At 59.4% G+C, this 20,871-nt stretch carries 19 protein-coding genes; 11 read left to right on the plus strand and 8 right to left on the minus strand.

Translation table 11 applies throughout. The annotated features are described in order from the left end of the window. Window positions 1-196 precede the first annotated feature (196 nt). The 5 genes from HMPREF2878_RS03955 to HMPREF2878_RS03975 all read right to left on the minus strand — a co-directional run bounded on the left by HMPREF2878_RS03955 (window position 197) and on the right by HMPREF2878_RS03975 (window position 4,192). Window positions 197-1,429, minus strand: coding sequence for an amidohydrolase (locus tag HMPREF2878_RS03955; protein ID WP_070652883.1), 1,233 nt, complete (start codon window positions 1,427-1,429; stop codon window positions 197-199). 82 nt (window positions 1,430-1,511) lie between these two features. Beyond that, window positions 1,512-2,009, minus strand: coding sequence for a hypothetical protein (locus HMPREF2878_RS03960; protein WP_048732907.1), 498 nt, complete (start codon window positions 2,007-2,009; stop codon window positions 1,512-1,514). A gap of 107 nt (window positions 2,010-2,116) precedes the next feature. After that, on the minus strand, window positions 2,117-2,728 hold the full coding sequence (locus HMPREF2878_RS03965; protein ID WP_070605535.1) for a suppressor of fused domain protein: 612 nt from the start codon (window positions 2,726-2,728) through the stop codon (window positions 2,117-2,119). Between the two features lie 30 nt (window positions 2,729-2,758). Next, window positions 2,759-3,403, minus strand: coding sequence for a ribonuclease FAU-1 family protein (locus HMPREF2878_RS03970; RefSeq protein WP_070605537.1), 645 nt, complete (start codon window positions 3,401-3,403; stop codon window positions 2,759-2,761). 96 nt (window positions 3,404-3,499) lie between these two features. After that, entirely contained in the window at window positions 3,500-4,192 is a 693-nt protein-coding gene (locus tag HMPREF2878_RS03975; RefSeq protein ID WP_049193655.1) for an Rv1157c family protein, read from the minus strand. Window positions 4,193-4,827: 635 nt separating this feature from the next. Here HMPREF2878_RS03975 and typA point away from each other — a divergent pair. The 7 genes from typA (at window position 4,828) to HMPREF2878_RS04010 (ending at window position 13,203) form a co-directional block, all read left to right on the plus strand. After that, a complete protein-coding gene (gene typA, locus HMPREF2878_RS03980) occupies window positions 4,828-6,741 on the plus strand; it encodes a translational GTPase TypA (protein WP_016422389.1) in 1,914 nt (637 codons plus the stop codon). A gap of 83 nt (window positions 6,742-6,824) precedes the next feature. Further along, window positions 6,825-8,957 carry an ABC transporter family substrate-binding protein gene (locus tag HMPREF2878_RS03985; protein WP_070652884.1) on the plus strand — a complete coding sequence of 711 codons (2,133 nt, stop codon included), beginning with the start codon at window positions 6,825-6,827 and terminating at the stop codon, window positions 8,955-8,957. Between the two features lie 8 nt (window positions 8,958-8,965). Next, entirely contained in the window at window positions 8,966-9,919 is a 954-nt protein-coding gene (mshB, locus tag HMPREF2878_RS03990; RefSeq protein ID WP_069358855.1) for an N-acetyl-1-D-myo-inositol-2-amino-2-deoxy-alpha-D-glucopyranoside deacetylase, read from the plus strand. After that, the gene (locus HMPREF2878_RS03995) at window positions 9,912-10,433 is read left to right on the plus strand and encodes a hypothetical protein (protein WP_070652885.1); all 522 of its coding nucleotides are present in this window, start codon (window positions 9,912-9,914) and stop codon (window positions 10,431-10,433) included. The genes mshB and HMPREF2878_RS03995 overlap by 8 nt, the downstream gene beginning before the upstream one ends. Window positions 10,434-10,665: 232 nt before the next feature. After that, window positions 10,666-10,989 (plus strand): ferredoxin, encoded by a 324-nt coding sequence (gene fdxA, locus HMPREF2878_RS04000; protein ID WP_069358853.1) that lies wholly within the window; start codon window positions 10,666-10,668, stop codon window positions 10,987-10,989. A gap of 54 nt (window positions 10,990-11,043) precedes the next feature. Then, entirely contained in the window at window positions 11,044-12,171 is a 1,128-nt protein-coding gene (gene dapC / locus HMPREF2878_RS04005) for a succinyldiaminopimelate transaminase (protein ID WP_070652886.1), read from the plus strand. Between the two features lie 90 nt (window positions 12,172-12,261). Next, window positions 12,262-13,203: a pseudouridine synthase gene (locus tag HMPREF2878_RS04010; RefSeq protein WP_070652887.1), complete on the plus strand. Its 942-nt coding sequence runs from the start codon at window positions 12,262-12,264 to the stop codon at window positions 13,201-13,203. Here HMPREF2878_RS04010 and dapD read toward each other — a convergent pair. The 3 genes from dapD to HMPREF2878_RS04025 form a co-directional block, all read right to left on the minus strand. After that, window positions 13,200-14,171 carry a 2,3,4,5-tetrahydropyridine-2,6-dicarboxylate N-succinyltransferase gene (dapD, locus tag HMPREF2878_RS04015; protein ID WP_070652888.1) on the minus strand — a complete coding sequence of 324 codons (972 nt, stop codon included), beginning with the start codon at window positions 14,169-14,171 and terminating at the stop codon, window positions 13,200-13,202. The genes HMPREF2878_RS04010 and dapD overlap by 4 nt on opposite strands. Before the next feature lie 116 nt (window positions 14,172-14,287). Continuing rightward, window positions 14,288-15,691 carry an amino acid permease gene (locus tag HMPREF2878_RS04020; RefSeq protein WP_172620259.1) on the minus strand — a complete coding sequence of 468 codons (1,404 nt, stop codon included), beginning with the start codon at window positions 15,689-15,691 and terminating at the stop codon, window positions 14,288-14,290. Window positions 15,692-15,815: 124 nt separating this feature from the next. After that, the gene (locus HMPREF2878_RS04025; RefSeq protein ID WP_016422397.1) at window positions 15,816-16,808 is read right to left on the minus strand and encodes a 2,3,4,5-tetrahydropyridine-2,6-dicarboxylate N-succinyltransferase; all 993 of its coding nucleotides are present in this window, start codon (window positions 16,806-16,808) and stop codon (window positions 15,816-15,818) included. Window positions 16,809-16,891: 83 nt separating this feature from the next. Between HMPREF2878_RS04025 and HMPREF2878_RS04030 the strand changes: the two genes are divergently transcribed. The 4 genes from HMPREF2878_RS04030 to folP all read left to right on the plus strand — a co-directional run bounded on the left by HMPREF2878_RS04030 (window position 16,892) and on the right by folP (window position 20,679). Continuing rightward, entirely contained in the window at window positions 16,892-17,782 is an 891-nt protein-coding gene (locus tag HMPREF2878_RS04030) for a hypothetical protein (RefSeq protein WP_246821858.1), read from the plus strand. Between the two features lie 5 nt (window positions 17,783-17,787). Beyond that, window positions 17,788-18,924, plus strand: coding sequence for a succinyl-diaminopimelate desuccinylase (gene dapE / locus HMPREF2878_RS04035; protein ID WP_016422399.1), 1,137 nt, complete (start codon window positions 17,788-17,790; stop codon window positions 18,922-18,924). Between the two features lie 69 nt (window positions 18,925-18,993). Then, window positions 18,994-19,821, plus strand: coding sequence for an LOG family protein (locus HMPREF2878_RS04040; protein WP_048732866.1), 828 nt, complete (start codon window positions 18,994-18,996; stop codon window positions 19,819-19,821). Window positions 19,822-19,866: 45 nt separating this feature from the next. Next, entirely contained in the window at window positions 19,867-20,679 is an 813-nt protein-coding gene (gene folP, locus HMPREF2878_RS04045; protein ID WP_070652962.1) for a dihydropteroate synthase, read from the plus strand. The last annotated feature ends 192 nt before the right edge of the window (window positions 20,680-20,871 follow it).

Raw genomic sequence — 20,871 nt, forward strand, 5'->3', positions numbered from 1 at the left:
TCATAAACTCATACAGTTTCACATTTGCAGCCCGTAAGTTTTTGGGTTAAGTAGCAAGAAGCATGTCCGGTCGGCGTGCGCCGGGGCCTACTTTTTCGCTTAACCCCCGGTTTTTCGGCCGTCCCGCACGAGTCCGGCACTACACCATCCACCAGCTCGCCTGCAGCCGCACGCATCAGCCTCGCTAATCACACCCTCATTTCGCCAACCAAGCACAGGCAGCTACAACGATTGCTTCTGCGCCCCGGTCAAGAGTGGGTTGGAGGTCAGGGGCAAAAGCTGGGTTGTGGTTGCCAACAGCGCTGCTCTCATCCGCGAAGCCGCCGAGCCCCCAGTACGTATATGGCACGCCAAGCGCATCGGGGATGATTGAGAAATCTTCAGAGGCGGGCACTGCGTCCAAATCGGAGACTTCATCACCGAAGTACGCGTCGAATGCCTCGCGCACAGTATTCGTGGCGTCCCCGTCATTGTTCGTGAGGGGATAGCGGTCGTAGTAAGTGAACTGCGGGTCTTGAGGGCTGCGGGCAGCAACGCACTCTGCTCGTACAATGCGCTCGATTGCCTCTTTGAGGTGTTCGGTCACGGCGCTGTTGTAGGCACGAGTGTTGATGAGCAGCTCTGCGGAGTCAGGGATGATGTTGGACTTAGTTCCCGCCTGAATCGCGCCAACGGTCACCACTGCGGTCTCGGTGGCTGCTACCTCACGCGAGACAATCGTCTGAAGACGCATCACAATGGTGGATGCCAAGACAACGGGATCGACACTGAGCTCCGGCATGGATCCATGGGAGCCATTACCGTACACAGTGACTTTGACCGAGAATGCAGAGGAGAGAACTGGCCCGCGGCGAGTGCCCACATAGCCGCCGGGCAAGCTAGCTAGTACGTGTTGACCGAGATAAACATCGGGACGCGGAATAGCCTTCTCCAGATCTGCCGCCAGCATTGCGCGTGCACCTTCGGCGGTTTCTTCAGCGGGTTGGAAGATACCGATGAATGTGCCAGACCACTGATCAAGGTTTTCGTTGAAAGCCTGCAGCGCTGTGAGCAAAGACATCAGGTGGAAGTCGTGGCCACAAGCGTGGGCGACGGGGACCTCTGTGCCGGTCTTTTCATCAATCTGCGTTGCCGTGGAGGCGTAGTCTTTGCCGGAAGTCTCCTTCACCGGTAGCGCATCAATGTCTGCGCGCATAGCTACAATCGGCCCGGCACCGTTCTCAATAATGGCAACGATGCCGGTGTCTCCGACGCGATTTGTGGAAATACCTGAAGATTCGAGCTCCTGAATAATCCGGTCTGCAGTGCTGTGCTCCTGCATGGAAAGCTCAGGGTGCCGGTGGAAATATTTGTACAGTTCCTCGCGCTGGGATTGGGTGGACGCGAGACCATTCAGAATCTTTCTGGCGCTCTCAGTATTAGTGGGCATACCTAAAATGTACGCCGACCTAAAGCGGACGGTGGAGGCCCTGGAAGGCATCCCCGTCCCGCCCCAAACCTCTAAGAGCTGCCTACGTCGTCACAAAGAACTTCTGGTTACGCTCGCCGCGGTAGGACTGGGCGGTTGCAGTTGCGGCGATGATAGAGGCAACAATCAGCAGGCCAGCTGTAATCAAACCGAGCGCCGACGAGTCTCCGGAGCGTACCTGGGAAATCGTTCCGACCAGCGTCATTGATGCATTAATGACAAAAACTGCCGCCGCCACGGACAGCACCGTGCGCGCTGCAGTCGATCCTTCAAGGAGTTTGCCAGCAAGCCACCAGCACGCAATCGCCGTTGCCGTCTGCGCGAGAATCGCAAACGCGAAGCTCACGGCCAAGCTGGTCTGTGCAGCAGAAACCTCGATGTTGTTGGCCTTTGCCGCTTCCGTAACAGTCGCGTCCCATTTCAATAGGGAACTGACCACGGTGAGGATTAGCGCTGGGACGTAAACATATACCGCGAGCCGCCACCACCTAAAGGACTGCGCCGCATGGAAAGGAACGTCTTTAGCCGAATTGACTGCCATAATTCCATACTCTAAACCACGCTGTCGCGGCGCGAAACGTCACTGCTAGGTTGAACTTATCGCTTGCCGACGAGCAGATAACCGGCAACCACCACAAAAGCTAACTTTTATACAGCGCTGGTGCGGTGCGGGTCGGTGAAGTCGACACCTTGGGTTTCCCACACGCGACGCAGTTCGTCAACGCCCTTAGCGCGAGCAAGGGCAAATTCGTTGGTCGTGGCGGGGACCGGCTGGAAGATTGTGACTTCGGTTTCCTCTATCGCGACCGGCGGGATTTCTGCCTTGAGCAGCACAAAACCGGTGAAGCGCGACTGATCCCACAGTGGCTGGCCGAAGTCGATTAGTGCCCCCTCGGTGAGGATGAGGCCTTCGATGCTTGGGGAAGCGGCAAGAATACCCAGCGGGCGGATGACTTCGTCCAGTCCACCACGAATAGGCAAGATGAGCTCGGCGCGCGGGCCAGAGTTGGTGTCCACCACCATTGCGGACGGATCCTGCATCGCCTCGGCACTGCAACCCAGTGTTGCATAGGTGACAATCCGGTCTGTGTCAGGTCCGAAGCGCAGCATCTTCAGTGGCGCAGAGCCAAGGAAGGTCAGCTGGGCTTCGCCGGGGTTGGACTCTTCAAAATAGGAGGTAAATGCTGCTCGGACTGCTTTGATAATCGCATTGCTATCGGGGCCGGCGGGAGGAATGGGGCCGGTTAAGTTATCGAACACGGGCGGTACTCCTTTGTTGAGGTGGTCGTTCTAGGCCGCAGGCGAAAGCTCAACGGCATCAGCCCACGTCGCATCGAGGTTCAAAGTCTGCATCCACGCATCAATGTTGTCACCGTGTGCGGCGATTGCGGCGCGTGCAGTCAGCGTGGTCTCGATGGCGAACTCGGTGAGTTCATCGCTAATCAGTCCCTGAGTGTGGGCAGCGACAAGCTCGTCGACATCTTCAACTCGAATCTGTGTGGCCGCATCGACGGGTAGGGGAGCTATGGCCTCAGAGTCGGTCGGTGCCTGCAGGATGTCGAGGTACAAATCGGTCATACGCCAGCACTGCGGATCAGTCCGGTCGATGCTGACAATATCGACGTAGCGTTGGTGTTCTACCTTCACGCCCGGGCGGAAGTGATAAATGCTGATGCGCAACCCTTCGTCGGCAAGCAGGAATGACTCTAGATATCCAAACTTTGGATGATCCATCCCACGGCGCATATAAAGGCGGCTGGGTGTGAGAGTTCGGAACTCATCGACATTGCGCTGAAAGCCCTTGGGGTCGGTGTTGACCATTTCACGTAGGTCAAAGGTCTCGACTTTCGGAGGATGTGTGTCCTGACTCGAGCGAATTGGGGAGAGCGCAGGAGCTGCCGCGGTCGAAGCCGAAGTGGCCGGTGAAGTGGACATGCGAATACCTTAACGTGTGGAGGCTGCCTTTTTGGGCATAGAAAAGCCCTTTCTGCATACGTGATGCAAAAAGGGCTAGGGGAGAACTAGAAAAACTTAGTTCAGGCCGACCGGGAAGACGCCGGCGGTCGGGGTGTAGTTGCAGTTGGTCGGACCAGGCTCTTCCTGAGTGGTGATGCCGCCCTGCATGACAGCGATGACCACGCCCTTGCCCGTGTCGGCGGTGCCGTTGACAGCGCCCGGGCCCTTCTCGGCGTTGATGCCGTTGTTCTCCAGGGTGGTCTTGCCGTACTTGCCGTTAGCAACGTTGACCCAGTAGACATTCATCTCTGTGTCCTGCTGCTTAGCCAGCTGCTTGGTGCCCAGGCCAGTGAAAATAAAGCCAAGCTGGTTTTCTGGAACACCTGGCAGAGGCAGGTCTGCCGGGCCCGGAACGGTAGTGGCCAGGCCGAAGGAACGACCTTCGCCGCCGATGCACTTGTCGGCAACAGTAGGTAGCAGGAACTGGTTGGTCTTCGGGGCACCTTCCGGAACCTTGAAGCCCGGCTCGCCCTCGCCCTCACCAGTCAGGAAGTCAATTCCCTTGTTCAGTGCGCTGGAAATTTCCTCAGGAACGCCTGGGGAGTTAATGATGTCGCGCGCGTTGCCGTAGAGATTCGGCGAAGCGATGTTCAGGGAGTCCAGCGACGGGGAAGCAGAAGCGGCGGGAGTCATGCCCGCAGTGAGAATTGCAGCTGCACCCAAGGTCGCTGCGGCACGGCGCAGGAAGGAGCGTCCAGTCGAAACCACGGTGAAGAACCTCTCATTCGTGGGCTATTGGAGTCGGAATCAAAATTTCGGAATCGTTGCTCATCTTAGAACGACTCCAACGTGAAATGGAAAGATTTGAAAAAGAAATGTTCAGAATCTTCTCAGGAGATTAACGCACGGATTCCCGCGTGTCGCAAGTCAATTAAAGTGGTTCTTGGTGTAGAACGAGATGATTGTGACAATTGAGGCGCAATGCGTACGCATGGGGTTAATGGTGTTTCGCAGCGTGTAAGTGGGTGAAGTCAAGTCTCATCCCGTGGGGTTACAACTATGGCATTTGGTCACATGTGTCACATGGCGGGCTGAGAGATTGCCGTCGTGAAGCGTTGTGGCGTTGGCGGATGTGTCATTATGGCTGTCGGTAAAGCGGGGGTGCAGTAAGGGGGTAATTTATCCCTAAGGGTGGCGCGGCAGTGCCACTTTGCATGACGGATAGGTGCTCGGGGTTGCGAGAATCTCTGCCAGATGTGCAGGGGCATTAAGAAGGAGTACACTGTAGAACGCTTTATTACGCGTTGATGCGGGGAGTTAAAGGCAGTCGTAAAGACAGTCCTTTAGAGCAAGGCCGTATCTTTTTCTTTTAGTCCTCTTAGCTTGTTAGGAGCTATCCGCCTGTGAGCGATACCGAGTTCCGTAATGTCGCCATTGTCGCACACGTCGACCATGGCAAGACCACTCTCGTGAACGCCATGCTGGAGCAGTCCGGCGTCTTCAGCGACCACGAAGAAGTTGCAGACCGAGTGATGGACTCTGGTGACCTTGAAAAGGAAAAGGGCATCACCATCTTGGCGAAGAACACCGCTATTCGCCGAAAAGGTGAGGGCAAGAACGGCGAAGACCTCATCATCAACGTCATTGACACCCCTGGTCACGCCGACTTTGGTGGCGAGGTGGAGCGCGCACTGTCCATGGTTGACGGTGTCGTGCTGCTGATCGACTCCTCTGAAGGTCCGCTGCCGCAGACCCGCTTCGTCCTGGGCAAGGCGCTTGCTGCCTGCATGCCGGTGATCATTGTGGTCAATAAGACTGACCGGCCAGATGCACGTATCGACGAGGTTGTCGAGGAAGCACAGGATCTGCTGCTCGAGCTAGCCTCCACCCTGGAAGACCCGGAAGCTGCAGAGGTCGCTGAGCGCAACCTTGAGCTGCCGGTTCTCTATGCCTCTGGTCGTGCCGGTAAGGCTTCTACCGAGAACCCGGGTAACGGCAACTTGCCGGAGTCCGAGAACCTGCAGCCGCTGTTCGACGTCATCACCGAGGTGCTCCCGGAGCCGTCCGCTGAGATTGATGCCCCGCTGCAGGCGCAGGTGACCAACCTGGACTCCAGCTCCTTCCTTGGTCGAATTGGTCTGATTCGTATCCACAAGGGCCGTATCCGCAAGGGACAGCAGATTTCGTGGATTCACTACGACTCCGAGGGCAATGAGCATGTCAAGAACGCGAAGGTCGCGGAGCTGCTGCGTACCGTCGGCGTGACCCGCGTACCTGCTGAAGAGGCCATTGCAGGTGACATCGCCGCTATCTCCGGTATCGACGAGGTCATGATCGGTGACTCTCTCTGTGATGCCGAGCATCCGGACCCGCTGCCGCGCATCCTGGTCGATGAGCCGGCTATTTCTATGACGATCGGCGTGAACACCTCGCCACTGGCAGGCCAGGGTGGTGGCGATAAGCTGACCGCTCGTATGGTCAAGGCCCGCCTGGACCAGGAGCTGATTGGTAACGTCTCGCTGCGCGTGCTGCCGACCGAGCGCCCGGATGCCTGGGAGGTGCAGGGCCGTGGTGAAATGGCGCTGTCCGTTCTGGTTGAAACTATGCGCCGTGAGGGCTTTGAGCTGACCGTCGGTAAGCCGCAGGTTGTTACCAAGACCGTCGACGGCAAGGTTCAGGAGCCGTACGAGCACCTGACCATCGATGTTCCTGAAGAGCACCTGGGCGCTGTCACTCAGCTGATGGCGGCTCGTAAGGGACGCATGGAGCAGATGGGTAACCAGGGCACCGGTTGGGTGCGCATGGAGTTCCTCATTCCGTCCCGCGGTCTGATTGGCTTCCGCACCACTTTCATGACGGAGACCAAGGGCACCGGTATCGCCAATCACTACTCGGCCGGTTACGGCGAGTGGGCAGGCGAGATTAAGGACCGTCCGACGGGATCGTTGGTCGCTGACCGTACTGGCCAGATCACCGCTTACGCGCTAATCCAGCTTTCTGACCGCGGTACCTTCTTCGTCGAGCCGGGTGACCAGGCTTACGAGGGCATGGTCGTTGGCCAGAATCCGCGTGATGAGGACATGGATATCAACATCACCAAGGAAAAGAAGCTGACCAATATGCGCGCAGCCTCGGCTGATGCGACCGTGACTCTGGAGAAGGCGCACAAGCTTTCCCTCGATGAGGCTATGGAGTTCTGTGGCGCTGACGAGTGTGTTGAGGTCACTCCGGAGGGTATCCGCGTACGCAAGCAGATCCTCAGCGCTACCGATCGCGCTCGCGCTCGTTCCCGCGCGAAGGCCATGAATAAGAAGTAATTCGGGTTGCTAGGGGACTGGACCACCTGAAAAACCAGTCTCGGGGTAACTGACTCGACCAGGTGTCGAGTAATCTCGTGAATATGTTTATTCGCAGCCGTCGTCACGCAGCTTCTCGTCGATTTTTCGTAGCATCGACACTCTGCGTGACGGCGGCTTTGGCGTCTTCGTGCATGGCTCGCCCGTCGGACGCTCCGACTGTGCCCGGGCAGCAGGAAGCGCCGGTGCAACAGGAAGACACCGCTGACCAGGCCAAAAAGATGCGTGAAGTCACGGTCGGTGTCGACGAGTTTGTCGAAGGCTTCAATCCGCATTTGCTTGCCGACGTCTCCCCGGTGACCAGCCTGGTAGCGCGACTGACACTGCCTAGTGTTTTCACCCCTGCGCCGGTAGAGGGCGAGGCTGGTGACGCTAGTGCCTCCGCGCAAGCTCCCGGAGTGGTGGATAACGCTGCCAATGCTCGCTCGGCAGGAGCTCCCCAGTGGCTGCTCAACTCCGACTTGCTGGATTCCGTGCAGGTCATCGAGAGTGATGACAGCAAAGACGGTGACGCCAGAAACGGAGCTGGAAACGGGAAAGCGGCCGATGTTGACATCACGGATCCGACGGTAGCGGCAGAGCATGTCCGCTACCGCATTCGAAAAGGGGCGCAGTGGAGCGATGGCACGCCAATCAGTGGCGAGGACTTCCGCTACCTATTTTCCCAAGTCACGTCCACGCCAGGATCGTTGGATACGGCGACTTATGAGCTGATTAAATCCATTGATGTCTCCGACGGTGGCCGTCAGATTGATGTGACGTTCACTCAGCCGATTACGCATTGGCAGCGCCTGTTTGCACATCTCTTGCCAGCGCATTTGATGCGGTCGAACACTGATGGTTTTTCCGAAGGGCTGGCCAGCCGTTTCCCGGCCTCCGGTGGGCAGTACACCGTCGAGTCGATGGATGTCGGCCGCAACATCATTCGACTGGTTCGAAATGACCGCTACTGGGGTGAGCAGCCAGCAGCCTCGGAGGTTATTACGCTGCGTGCCATGCGTAGTGCCATCGATGGTGCGGAGCAACTGCGTTCGAAGCAGATCCAGGCCGTGCAGGTCCGTCCGACGGAGACGTCTGAGCTGACGTACGGTCTAGTCCCCGGTGTTGCTGAGTTCTTCCATGAGCCCAACCGGGAACTGGTTTTCAGTACCAACCTCGCGTCGAGCAGGCTTGCCGACGAGTCCGTCCGCCGGGCCATTCTGCGCACCATCAACGTTGCACAGGTCTCAGAGGTGGCCACCGGACGCCGAATCGCGGGTGGTTCTGGTGACGGTGGTGAACAGGAGAAATCCGAGGCACCTCAGGCCGGATTTACCGAGGACAATCCGCTACGAATCGGCATCATTAGCGACGGTATAGCGGCACGCGCTGCGGCTTTTGCGGTCGCTGACCAGTTGACTGCAGCTGGTATCCCCGCCACCGTTGTTTCGTATTCTCCGGCGGACATGCTGCGGTCTTCGTTGCCCTACGGAACCGTCGATGCCGTGGTGGCATGGGCAGAGCAGCCCAATTCCGTCCAGGCGGCCCGGGAACGCTATGCGTGTACGGAAGGCTCGATCAGTTCGCTACCGCCGAAGGACTTGGATGAAGCAGGCGCAGAGTCGGCTACCGAGTCTGAGTCAGAGGGCGTTGACAGTTCGACAAAACCTGCACCAAGTGGAGATCGGGGAAAGAGCGCTGAAGAGCAGAGCTCGCTGGACGGGACGACACCGTCTGAACGGTCCACATCTTCTACCTCAGCGGAACCGGCTGACCTAAATGGAGTACCTGTCGCTCCGAGATCGGCTGCTCGGAGCGAGAATCTTTCCGGCCTTTGTGACCCGCAGGTTGATGAGCTGCTCGCTCCCGACAGTTCTGCGTTGCCCGCTGAACTCGCCGATATCATTGCTGGCCACAGTATCGAGCTGACCTTGGTGAAAGACGGCTTGCTGACGGTCGTCAGCCCGGAAATTACAATTACTGGGCGGAAGGACTCTTCGCAGTGGACCGATGACCCAGTGTTGGGCCGCCTCGGTGTTCTGGGTGAGATTCGCCGAGTCGCGACGCAAAGCGGGACTCGAGAATCGTCGGAGAATTCTCAACCGGGAGATAATCCGCGCGAAGATACTGAGCAGGACGGTTCGGGTCAGAACCAAGATGGCCGCGATAACATCGACCAGGAGAACAAGGGGAAGTAAGAAAGTCCGTGAAGTTACTTTTTGTTCACGCACATCCAGATGACGAGTCCATTTGGACAGGTGGTTTGATTGCGGCTGCCGCGCGTTCCGGAGCGTCGGTAAGCGTAGTGACCTGCACGATGGGCGAGCTGGGAGAGGTCATCGGTGCGCCGTACCAGGGGCTAGTTGCTGATGAAGCCGACCAGTTGGGCGGTTTCCGCGTCGCCGAGTTGCGCTCGGCGCTGCGTGCGTTAGGCGCCAACGGTCCTGATAACGCGCCGCGGTTCCTCGGCGGCGCTGGACGTTGGCGTGACTCCGGGATGGCCGGTGACAAGGGCAATGAGCATCCGCGTGCCTTCGTGAACTCAGGTGATGAGGCGGTCGCCCAGCTTCGCACCATCCTCGATGAGCTGCAGCCAGACCTGGTCATTACCTACGACGCCGATGGTGGCTATGGGCATCCGGACCACATTCGTGCGCACGATATCACTGTCGCGGCGTGCGGAAATCGCTTTCCGACGCTGTGGGCGGTCACCGATCGTGAGGCAATGGCGGCGGGGCTGGATGCCATTACCGTGGTACCGGAGAGCTGGCAGTCGTGCGATGTCGACGACTTCGCCACCGTGACTGGCCATTTCGAGGTTCAGCTGGATGACGCCGCTGTGGCTGCCAAGGTTGAGGCCATGCGCGCGCATGCGACGCAGGTGTGGTTCGCCGATGGTTCCGTCAGCGAGGTTAATCCGGATGCTGTCTATGGGCAGACCGATGGCTCTGGTCGTGCGCGAGCCGTCTGGGCGTTTTCCAATTTGCTGTGTCAGCCGGTGACACCGACTGAGGCATACCGTTTTGGTACGGCGACCGCTGCGTCCCTGGAAGAGCTGGGGGAGCTGGTGAATATCCAATTACCGCCAGAGCCGGTAGCGAGCGTCGACTCTGTACCGAGCGTGGATCTGGAAGCGGAGGGGAGTGCGGACGATGAGTAACCCTCAGCCTCACGAAAGCGAAGACTTGATTAACGCTGCTGGCGGAAAGTTGAAGAACGAGCGCTTGAGTATTGAAAAGCGCACATTCGGGGATGAGCGCTATTGGGGTGACCCGGAACGTTCGCAGCCACGCGAGAGCTTCCATCAGGGGGAGGTCACAGTAGCGCTAGTCTGGCTGTCGCTGGCTGCGTTGGCAGCGTTGGTGATTGAAGTAGTTTTCCTCGGAGTGTGGATTACCATCGGCTCGGTTGCTATTCCGTTGCCGTGGACCATTCCGCTGGCCTATATTGCCAATCTGATTATCACCAACACAGCGTTGCTGTGGACACGCGATCGCTCCAAAGCTGCAATTCCGACTGTCATCTGGGTGCTGGGCTTTGCAGGCATTCTGCTGTGGGCAGTGCTGCCCTTCGGTGGGGACTTGGCAATGGGGCAGTGGTTGCGAACAGTGCTGCTGCTTGTTTGCGGTGTGCTGGGCGGTGCCTGGCCACTGCGCCATCTGCGGGCACTCTAGCGAAAACCGCAGCGGATACTGCAGGAGACGGTGAGGAATTGATACAGGGCAGGCCCGCATCAATGTGGCTCTTTCTGGAGCCAGTTGAAAACAACACCCACGTTGGGTGTAGACTCCAATCTGAATATACCGCTCTGTCTATTTTGCTCTGTTTCTCGTCGGAACGGCATAATCGACAGATAGCGAAAGCCTCATCCCATATCTTGTGAGAAAGGTTCTTAAACCTAAAACCATGACTTACATCATTGCCCAGCCATGTGTTGACGTCCTCGACCGTGCCTGTGTTGAAGAGTGCCCGGTTGACTGCATTTACGAGGGCAAGCGCATGCTCTACATTCATCCTGATGAGTGCGTGGACTGTGGCGCTTGTGAACCGGTCTGCCCAGTCGAGGCCATCTTCTACGAGGACGATGTTCCGGATGAGTGGGTTGAATTCATCGATGCGAATGTCGACTGGTTCGATGAGTTGGGTTCCCCGGGTGGTGCCGCCAAGCTCGGCCCCCAGGACTTCGATGTGCCATTCGTGGCAGCTCTGCCGCCGCAGGCAGAAGAATAAAACCACAGATGATTAAACCTATTTCTTTTCCCGGGAAGGACTTCATCACCGCCCATGTCAGCTGCCCGTAAGCGCGTAACTCCCGGTTCTCTTTTGCCTCAGTTTCCGTGGGATTCTCTCACGCAGGCGAAAGCCACTGCGGCTGCGCATGAAGAGGGCATGGTCAATCTCTCGGTCGGCACACCGGTCGATGAAGTCGCTCCGATAATTCGGAAGGGCCTTACCGAAGGTGCTGCCGCACCGGGTTACCCTCAGACCGTCGGCACGCCTGAGCTACGTGCTGCGATTGTTGCAGCGATGGCGCGGCGCTACGGCGTGACGGGACTGGAGTCAGCGGTCAATGGCGGCAATGTGCTTCCGGTCATCGGCACCAAGGAAGCGATTGGCTGGCTTCCCTTCCTCCTCGGCGTAGGCGCGGGGCACACCGTCGTCATCCCCGAGCTGGCATATCCCACCTACGAGGTCGGCGTTCGCATCGCAGGCGCTGAGCTGCTGCGTGCGGACTCGCTGACGCAAATCGGCCCCGCCTCGCCGACGCTGATGTTCATCAATTCCCCGGGCAACCCCAACGCCAAGGTCCTCGGTGTTGAACACCTGCGCAAGGTGGTTGAGTGGGCGCGTGCTCGGGACGTCGTTGTCGCCTCTGACGAGTGCTACCTGGGGCTCGGTTGGACTGAACAGCCAGTCAGTATTCTCGACCCGCGAGTGTGCGACGGTGATTTCACCAACCTGCTGGCTATTCACTCGCTGTCCAAGACGTCGAACATGGCGTCGTACCGCACCGGCTGGTTCGCTGGCGACGCGGACCTCATCGCCGAGCTGGTTTCCGTGCGCCGTCACATGGGGCTGATGATGCCGGGACCCATCCAGCACGCCACGATCGCCGCGCTTAACGACGACTCCCACGAGGCCGAACAAAAGCAGCGATATTGTGACCGCCGTGAGATTCTGCATGATGCACTGGTAGCCGCAGGTTTTCGTATCGATGACTCCGAGGGCGGGCTCTATCTGTGGGCTACGCGCGGGGAAGACTGCTGGCAGACCGTTGATTGGCTGGCCGAACGCGGCATTTTGGTCGCGCCGGGTAGCTTCTACGGCCCCAAGGGTGCGCAGCACGTGCGGGTGGGGCTCACAGCAACGCTCAACGACATCGAAGTGGCGGCGGCGCGTATTCGCGGCTAGCCCCGGCCAGATGTGCTGGCCCGCGTAGGCCGAATGCTGCAAACGGTGCCGACATCGGCATAGACCAAATCATGAAAAAGGGAGTGTGCCGTGGGACGTGCCGCAGGCAATCGAGATGCGTGGTGGGGCCTTGAGAAGAACCGTCAGGCAGCGCAAGTCGATGCCGCCGCTCACGAGCGCGAGGAGTACATCCCCTTTGAGCCGGCAATCGTGGCCGACACCGATGAGTTTCTGGTCGTAGACAAGCCACCTTTTCTGCCGGCGACTCCCAATGGCCGCATCGTGGCCAATACCGTGCAGGAGCGACTGCGACGTAGTCTCGGGGAACCGGAGATAGTGGCCGTTCACCGCCTGGATTTTCTGACCAGTGGGCTGCTGTTGCTTTCCCGGAATCCGGCTACCCGTGCGCGCTACCAGCAGCTTTTCCAAAACCAGGAAATCACCAAAGAATACGAATGCCTCACCGTGATGCCCGATGATTGGCATGTGGGGGAAACCAGGGATGTCACGCTTCTGCTCGATCCCAACCCGGCGGGGCGCGGAGTAAAAGTCGTGGAGACCGACGATTTCGCTCGCGCTGCCGCGAAGAATCCCAAGTTCAAGCTCGCACGCACAACCGTGACCTTCCTCGGCCGAGTAGCCGCGGACATCGGCGATGTGCTGGCGAACAGCCATGGCGGTGGTGCGACCAGCACCAGCATTCCGCTGCACGCAGTCGGCTGTGGTTGTGGGCATTGCGGGAGTCGCATGCAGGTGGGGCGCTGGCGGCTACAGCCCCATACGGGCCGCACGCATCAGCTGCGGGCGACGATGGACTGGCTAGGCTATCCCATTCTCGGTGAGGACACCTATGGCCGGAAAGCGGGGGCGCAGGGGCCGTCGGCAAGCGCGGGCAGCGCGCCAAAGTACACGCCGCAGCTGCGATTGACGGCAACCGCGCTGGCCTTTGTCGACCCCGTCACTGGTGAGCGACGTGTCTACCGGAGCGCGCGGAATATCGCGGCCCCGGCAGACGTGCCGACCACCCCTTAGTTAGCGTGCAGCTCCGCGCTGAGCTTCACCTTTTCGGCAGCCCACGGCACAACCTCGACTGCACCAGAGAGCGAGTTGCGGCGGAAGAGCATATTCGATCCGCCCGAGAGCTCGCGGGCCTTGAGCGTCTTCTTCACACCGTCTAGGGCAACGAGGCACTTGGTGCCGGCAGTGATGTAGAGCCCGGCTTCGAGTACGCAGTCATCGCCGAGCGAGATTCCGAGTCCAGCGTTCGCACCGAGTAGGCATCGCTTGCCGACGGACACAACTTCCTTACCTCCACCGGATAGTGTGCCCATGATGGACGCACCACCGCCGATATCGGAGCCGTCGTCGACGACGACCCCCTGAGAGATACGGCCTTCCACCATGGAGTGTCCAAGCGTGCCTGCGTTGAAGTTGACGAAGCCCTCGTGCATGACTGTGGTGCCCTCTGCGAGATGGGCTCCAAGGCGCACGCGGTCAGCGTCACCGATGCGGACTCCGGTGGGAGTGACGTAGTCGACCATGCGGGGGAATTTATCGATGGAGTAGACGGTGACAGGCCCGCGGCGTGACAGCTTGGCTCGGGTTACCTCGAAGCCTTCGACAGCACAGGGGCCAAAATTCGTCCACACCACATTGTTGAGCTTGCCGAAGATGCCGTCCAGGTTGATGCTGTTGGGGGTGGCCAGGCGGTGGGACAGCAGATGGAGACGCAGGTAGGCATCGATGGTGTCGACTGGTGCGTCATCGAGTGAAGCGATGGTAGCTGTGACCAGACGGCGGGTGGTGCCACGGTCCGCATCGGCTACGGCCAGATCTGTGAGGTAGGTGAAATCTTCGGGCAGTGCGTCGGCGTCGATGGTTCCGGTCGTGGTGGAGGTTGCCACGCCCTCTTCGATGAGCTTGGGGGCGGGGAACCAGACGTCGAGAACAGTATCGTTGTTAAAAGTGGCAATGCCGGTAGCTTGTGCTCCAAATTTCATGGAAAACAGGCTACCGGCATATCCCTATCTATGAAAAGTGTTCCGCAAATGTGTAGCAAGGAAATGTTCGGATAGGGGTAGCAGGGTGGTTAGGCCCTGCAGTCAGTTGCTAACGGCTAGTTGCTATCGCTGGACTCGAGAGCCTCGCGGGCCGCGGTGCGGCTCTTCTTAGTCAGTGCAGCGAGCACCGCGAGGAACGCAGTGACACACACAACGGCGATAACCTGCTGGCGAGCACCAGAATCGGTGAGCATGCCAACAGCGAGGCCCAGGATCAGGATGACCGCTACCCAGGACAGTGCCGGGTAGGCCCACATGCGAACGGAAAGCTCGTTGTTCGCCTCCATCTGCGGGCGCAGCTTAATCTCGGACAGGGCGATGACCAGCCAGATCACCAGCAAGCAGCCGCCGACAGCGTTCAGCAGGAAGACCAGGACACTCGAGCCGTCGAAGACAACCTGCAGGCCAACGGAGACGAAGGCGAAGACCATCGACATGATGACCGCACGGTTCGGAACTGCGCCCTCATTGGTGTGGGCGAAGAAGCGCGGTGCCTCACCGCGGGTGGACATCGAGTAGACCAGGCGAGAGGTTGCGTAAATCTGAGCGTTGAACGCGGACAGCAGCGCCAGAACGATAATGGCCTCCATGAAGCCAACGGCACCCGGAATGTTTGCCTGCTTCAGAACCTGGGTGAACGGCGACTCAGCTGCGGAGTCAGCGCCGTCAATCTGGGAGTACGGCAACAGCAGGATGATGACGGTCACGCAGCCCAGGTAGAACACAGAGATGCGGAAGATCACCGAGCGGACAGCAGCAGCGATGGAGCGTTGCGGATCTTCAGCCTCAGCAGCGGCGATTGTGACAATCTCGATACCGCCGAAGGCGAAGGCCACAGCCAACAGACCAGCGGCAATGCCGGACACTCCATTCGGGAGGAATCCGGATTCGGCAATATGCGTCGTACCGACGAAGCTGGTGCCTGGCAGCAGACCGAAGAAAAGAAGAACGCCAATGACCAGGAACGCGATAATCACCGCGACCTTGATGAACGCGAACCAGAACTCGAACTCGCCGAAACCGCGCACATTCGCCAAATTCACTACAGCGAAGAAGACAACACAGATCAGGCCTGGAATCCAGCCCGGAATACCGAACCACGCACCCATGATGGCACCGGCGCCGGTGATTTCAGCACCGAGCACCATGATGAGCATGAACCAGTAGAGCCAGCCGAGGACAAAGCCAGCCGAGGAACCAAAGGCCATCTCGGCATAGGTGGAGAAGCTACCCGGTGTCGGGCGGGCAGCGGCCATCTCGCCGAGCATCTGCATGACGAGGACGACAATGAAGCCAGCGATGACATAGGAAACTAGAACACCCGGGCCAGCTGCCTTAATGCCGACGCCCGTACCAAGGAAAAGACCGGCACCGATTGCGGAGCCAAGACCCATCATGGTCAGGTGTCGAACCTGCAGCCCCTTGCCCAGCTGAGCTGTCTCGCCGGAGGTGGAGGTAATTTGCGATTCGGTCATGTCGCAAACATTACCTCGCTGATAACAGGGGCAATAACCGTATTACGGGTTTACCCCCATTCACCGTTTCGGGGCCAATTAATGTGTCTTCAAGAGCACCGAAAGTAGGTTATCCGGCCAGCTCATCCGGCACGTCGGCAAGCTGAGTGAAAGCAGCGGCACCTTCGTCATTGCCCGGGCGTTCCGTGCGGCGGACGCACACCGCCGAGTGGTCCGGGTGATGGTAGAAGTGCATGTTGTCGCGGCCCGAAATTTCCCATGCCTGAATACGGCGGTTCTCCGCGGGGACATCGATGGGCGTATCGGGGGCAATGAGGATGCTTCGGTCAATAATGCAGTCATTACCGAGGCTGACGCCGACGGTGCCGGCCGCGATATCGATGTGGCAGCGCTCGCCAACCGTGAGCGGCTTACGCTGACCGGAATCGTCATGAGCGGCAATGATGGAGGCCGACAGTCCCACCTTCGTGTGCGCGCCAATGACGACACCGGAGGATAGACGTCCCTCAATCTTGCATGGGCCCAGAGTGCCCGAGTTCAGCGAGACAAATCCCTCGCGCAGTACGGACGTACCCGGTGCCAAGTAAGCGCCCAACCGCACGCGCTCGGCCTCTGCAATGCGCACACCGGCGGGCAGCACATAATCGACCATGCGCGGCATGCGGTCGATGGCGTAGACGTGAATCAGACCGCGGACGCGCAAGTGGGTGCGCAGTTGCTCGAAGTTGTCCGGCAGACATGGCCCCTTGTTGGTCCACGCCACCACATGGAGTAGCTCGTAGAGCCCCTTGGTGTTTAGCTGGTGCGGCTTGACCAGGCGGTGGGAGAGCAAATGCAGGCGCAGGTAGGCATCGTGCGGGTCGACAGCAGGCTTGGACAAATCCTCAATGGACGTGCGCACTGCCACCTGCTCCACGCGGCGATCCTCGTCCAAAATCACCTGACGAAGCAACTGTGGGGTCAGATCAGCGGCGCCGAGCCGGTGAGTGCTCGATTCTACGACCTCATCGCTTAACTGAGGTGCGGGAAACCAAGTATCGAGAACTGTACCGTCCATTGCGATATTGGCGATTCCCGTAGCGACAGCACCAGATGTAATCATGATTCTTAATATTAGTATCTCTTTAAGGAATCTTCGCGGAAGGATGAACTATGCCCCTAGCTGGCCTTGAAAGCACACAGAAAATGAAGCAGTGGTTCTTAGTGAGCCTCATCATTGCTGTTAGTGTGCTCGGACTCGGCTTCGTCCTGTCCCTGCCGGTGGTCTTCTATGTCGGATTCGCACTGCTGAGTGCTTGGATTCTCGCCGTAGCCAGCTTCTTTGGTTTCGTTTTGCCGCCGCGAGCAATGCCAATTGGCGCAGTCGGTGTGGCTATCGCCGCAGTGGTTGCGCTCATTGCGCCGAACCGTCTTGTGCTGGTTATCGCAGTTGCCATCGCGGTGGGGCTCGGCGGTGGCATGATTGCCCGCCTTTTGCTGGAGCGCAAGAACCGCGATCAGCAGGCACGCATCGATGCCCTGCCGATGTGGGAGCGCGATGAGCTGGGCGATGTCGCCGAAACGCTTCGTCCTGCTTATCGACGAGACATCGATCCCACCCCAGTGCAGCTGCCACATGCAACGGCCAAGATTGTCGCGGCCGTCTGTAAGCCGCTGGCCGGTTCTACGGTGATTGTCAGCACGAATGAGCTGCGTCCGGTAATTGCGGTCTATGGCTCCCGTGTAGCTGTGGTCTATGGTCCCGGCGCGGGCGTTGTCGAGGAGGATGGCGGAAACGGAGAGGCGACCGATTCTGCAGGGGAGGAGCGGGCGCTGGGGTCGTCGGCAAGCGAAACTCCGGAGGCAATCATTGCCCAAACTCTCCCGGAAGGAGCGAAAACCCTGGTCTTTGAGGTGGCTGATGGGCTCAAGCGCCCGGCGGAGGGGAGAATTGGTGTGACCTCCGCCGAACCGCATGAGCTGGCGCTGTTCCTCGGCGGTGGCGCGCCTGCCAATGGAGATGCGATCAATGGTCGTGCGGCGCATATTCATCACAAAATTCTGGTTTCGCTGGCGCACAATGGTTTGTACGCTTAATTGATGTGAAATCGAAGTTAAATCTGCTCCAAGATCCTGTAGACCTCACGGCGGCACTGGTGGACATCGAATCGGTGTCCCACAATGAGACCGCGATTGCGGATGCCGTCGAGGCGGCATTGCGTGAGGTCGCGCAGGCAGATGAGTCGATTGAGGTCCTGCGCATTGACAACAACGTGATTGCGCGGACCCATCGGGGGTTGCCGCAGCGCGTGATTTTGGCAGGACACCTGGATACGGTGCCGACTGCGGACAATGTGCCCTCGACGCGTGGGGTAGACGCGCAGGGGCGAGACACACTCTTTGGGTGCGGAACTGTGGATATGAAAAGCGGTGACGCAGTCTACCTGCATGCTTTTGCGACGCTGGCGGCAAGCCAGGAGTTGCAGCGCGACCTGACACTCATCATGTACGAATGCGAAGAAATCGCCGCGGAGTTCAACGGGTTGCGGCACTTGAGTGAGTCGCATCCGGAGCTTTTGGCTGGCGATGTCGCTCTGCTGGGCGAGCCCAGCGGCAATGTCATCGAAGCCGGCTGCCAGGGCTCTATCCGCCTGCGTCTGACCGCGCACGGCACACGTGCACACTCGGCTCGGGCATGGCTCGGCGACAATGCCGTGCACAAGTTAGCACCGGTGCTGTCACGCATTGCCGCCTATGAACCGCAGACTGTGGATATCGACGGTTTGGCCTACCGCGAAGGGCTCAACGTCGTCTGGCTGGAGGCCGGGGTTGCCACCAACACGCTTCCCGACGAGGCGGTGCTGCGAGTCAACTTCCGATTCGCGCCCAACCGCAGCGCCGATGAGGCCATGGCACACTTCCGCGAGGTGCTGGGACTCGACGAGTTTGCGGCCGAGGACCTCACCGTCGATGTCGAGGATGCGAGCCCTGGGGCACTGCCGGGACTGCATGCGGCTGCTGCGAAGGAGTTGGTTGCGGTCGCAGGCGACGTCGTAAAGCCCAAGTTTGGGTGGACCGATGTGGCGCGTTTTTCGGCGCTCGGCATTCCTGCGGTGAACTTTGGCCCGGGTGACCCGGCGTACTGCCACAAGAAGGACGAGCAGATTCCGGTCGAGTGCATTACGGCGCTGTGGGAGGACCTGCGGCGGTACTTGACCACCGCGCCGGTGGCTGAGTGAGCCTAGAGTCACACCCTGCCCTCGCTGAGCGGGTGCGCGTATGTCATTGCTGGCATACATTGTGAGGTTATGAAACCTGTACGTACTCCGTCCCCAGCTAAGCGCCGTGCACTCCGCGGCCCAATCGCGATTCGACAGGCGGGCGAACCGCAGGCGTCTACGACCGACCGCAGGCTGTTGTCACACAACCCGAACACGGACTGGCTGCACAACGACACCTGGCGTGTGCTGCGCATTCAGTCGGAGTTCGTTGACGGCTTTGGTGCGTTGGCGGAGATTCCGCCGGCGGTGACGGTGTATGGTTCGGCACGTTTGCCAGAGGACAGCCCGTACTACCAGTGGGGCTTCGACCTGGGCAAGGCGCTGGCGGAGGCGGGTTACGCGACCATCACTGGCGGCGGCCCGGGCATCATGGAAGCCGCCAACCGCGGCTGCTACGACGCCGACGGCCTGTCCATTGGGCTGGGCATTGAGCTGCCGCACGAGCAGCACTTGAATGACTGGGTCGACCTGGGCATGAACTTCCGCTACTTCTTCGTTCGCAAGACCATGTTCCTGAAGTACTCGCAGGCGTTTATCTGTCTGCCGGGTGGATTCGGCACGCTCGATGAACTCTTTGAGTCACTGGTGATGGTGCAGACCGAGAAGGTGGAAAATCACCCAATCGTGCTGCTGGGCACTGAGTTCTGGTCGGGGCTGGTCGATTGGATGCGCGAGAAACTGGTGGCCATGGAGCTGATTTCTCCGACTGATATGGACCTTTTCCTGGTCACCGACTCCATTGAAGAAGCGGTCGAGTACATCGAGGCCGCGCACGAAAAGTTGATGGAAGAGTGCGAGCCGACCTCTGACGTTCCCGAAAAGCTCCGCCGAGTCCGTCGCTTCAGCGAGAGGTAAGACGCTGTGCGGAGTTTTTATCAGGACTCCGCGGTGCCGACGGTGATGGCCATCGTCAATCGCACCCCGGATTCCTTCTATGACCGTGGCGCAACGGCTGCGGAGGAGGCCGCGCTTGCTCGCGTCGACGAAGTTGTAGCTACCGGCGCAGGCATTGTCGATATTGGCGGCGTCAAGGCTGGTATCGGTGCGGAAGTAACTGTTGCCGAGGAGATTGAGCGCGTGGTGCCGACCATCGCGAAGGTCCGCGAGCGCTATCCTGACCTGCACATCAGCGTCGACACCTGGCGCGCCGAAGTCGGGGAGGCCGCCATCAAAGCTGGCGCCAACCTCATCAACGACACTTGGGCAGGCCATGACCCGGAGCTGCTGGAAGTCGCTGGCGCCCACGGGATGGGTTACGTCTGCTCACACACCGGTGGAGCACTGCCACGCACCAATCCGGTTCGCGTGCGTTACGACGACGTCGTGGACGATGTCATCTCAGAAACCGGCAAGCTCGCCCAGAGGGCAGTGGACGCTGGCGTGCCGGAGGACCGCATCCTCATCGATCCCACCCACGACTTCGGCAAGAACACCTACCACGGCCTCGAACTTCTGCGGCGCTGCAATGAGCTCGTGGCTACAGGATGGCCGGTGCTCATGGCGCTGTCGAATAAGGACTTCGTCGGTGAGACTTTGGACCGCCCGGTCGAGCAGCGTGTGCCCGGCACCTTGGCTGCGACCGCCCATGCGGCAGCTGCCGGCGTTGCGGTGTTCCGTTCGCATCAGGTGTCCGAAACCCTTGATGTTTGCCGTATGACTCTGGCTATTTCCGGTGATTTTGCGCCACTGCATCCGGTGCGTGGGCTGGTGTAAGGGGCGTAGTTTGAGGCGCTTCACCCATGCCGCTGCGTGAAACAAAGGACTATGATGAAGAGAAGTAGTCGAAAATGCCGACAGGGATTCTAAACCGGGATCTTGAGCCGGGGTCGTAGACCGAGGTCTTGAACCGGGATTGTCAATCTCCTGGCTACCACAGCCGAGCTGGGGTGGCTGGTCGTCTCCTGC

Origin of the sequence: Corynebacterium sp. HMSC065H09 (assembly GCF_001812845.1) — a bacterium.
Taxonomy (GTDB): Bacteria; Actinomycetota; Actinomycetes; order Mycobacteriales; family Mycobacteriaceae; genus Corynebacterium; species Corynebacterium jeikeium_D.

What these genes read in the sequence shown, in the direction of transcription:
- HMPREF2878_RS04040 (WP_048732866.1), top strand. Translation starts at nt 18,994, where the DNA reads ATGAAACCTGTACGTACTCCGTCCCCAGCTAAGCGCCGTGCACTCCGC.
- fdxA (WP_069358853.1), top strand. Translation starts at nt 10,666, where the DNA reads ATGACTTACATCATTGCCCAGCCATGTGTTGACGTCCTCGACCGTGCC.
- dapC (WP_070652886.1), top strand. Translation starts at nt 11,044, where the DNA reads ATGTCAGCTGCCCGTAAGCGCGTAACTCCCGGTTCTCTTTTGCCTCAG.
- HMPREF2878_RS03960 (WP_048732907.1), bottom strand. Translation starts at nt 2,009, where the DNA reads ATGGCAGTCAATTCGGCTAAAGACGTTCCTTTCCATGCGGCGCAGTCC.
- HMPREF2878_RS04025 (WP_016422397.1), bottom strand. Translation starts at nt 16,808, where the DNA reads ATGATTACATCTGGTGCTGTCGCTACGGGAATCGCCAATATCGCAATG.
- HMPREF2878_RS03995 (WP_070652885.1), top strand. Translation starts at nt 9,912, where the DNA reads ATGAGTAACCCTCAGCCTCACGAAAGCGAAGACTTGATTAACGCTGCT.
- HMPREF2878_RS03955 (WP_070652883.1), bottom strand. Translation starts at nt 1,429, where the DNA reads ATGCCCACTAATACTGAGAGCGCCAGAAAGATTCTGAATGGTCTCGCG.
- dapD (WP_070652888.1), bottom strand. Translation starts at nt 14,171, where the DNA reads ATGAAATTTGGAGCACAAGCTACCGGCATTGCCACTTTTAACAACGAT.
- HMPREF2878_RS03985 (WP_070652884.1), top strand. Translation starts at nt 6,825, where the DNA reads ATGTTTATTCGCAGCCGTCGTCACGCAGCTTCTCGTCGATTTTTCGTA.
- HMPREF2878_RS03970 (WP_070605537.1), bottom strand. Translation starts at nt 3,403, where the DNA reads ATGTCCACTTCACCGGCCACTTCGGCTTCGACCGCGGCAGCTCCTGCG.
- folP (WP_070652962.1), top strand. Translation starts at nt 19,867, where the DNA reads ATGGCCATCGTCAATCGCACCCCGGATTCCTTCTATGACCGTGGCGCA.
- HMPREF2878_RS04030 (WP_246821858.1), top strand. Translation starts at nt 16,892, where the DNA reads ATGAAGCAGTGGTTCTTAGTGAGCCTCATCATTGCTGTTAGTGTGCTC.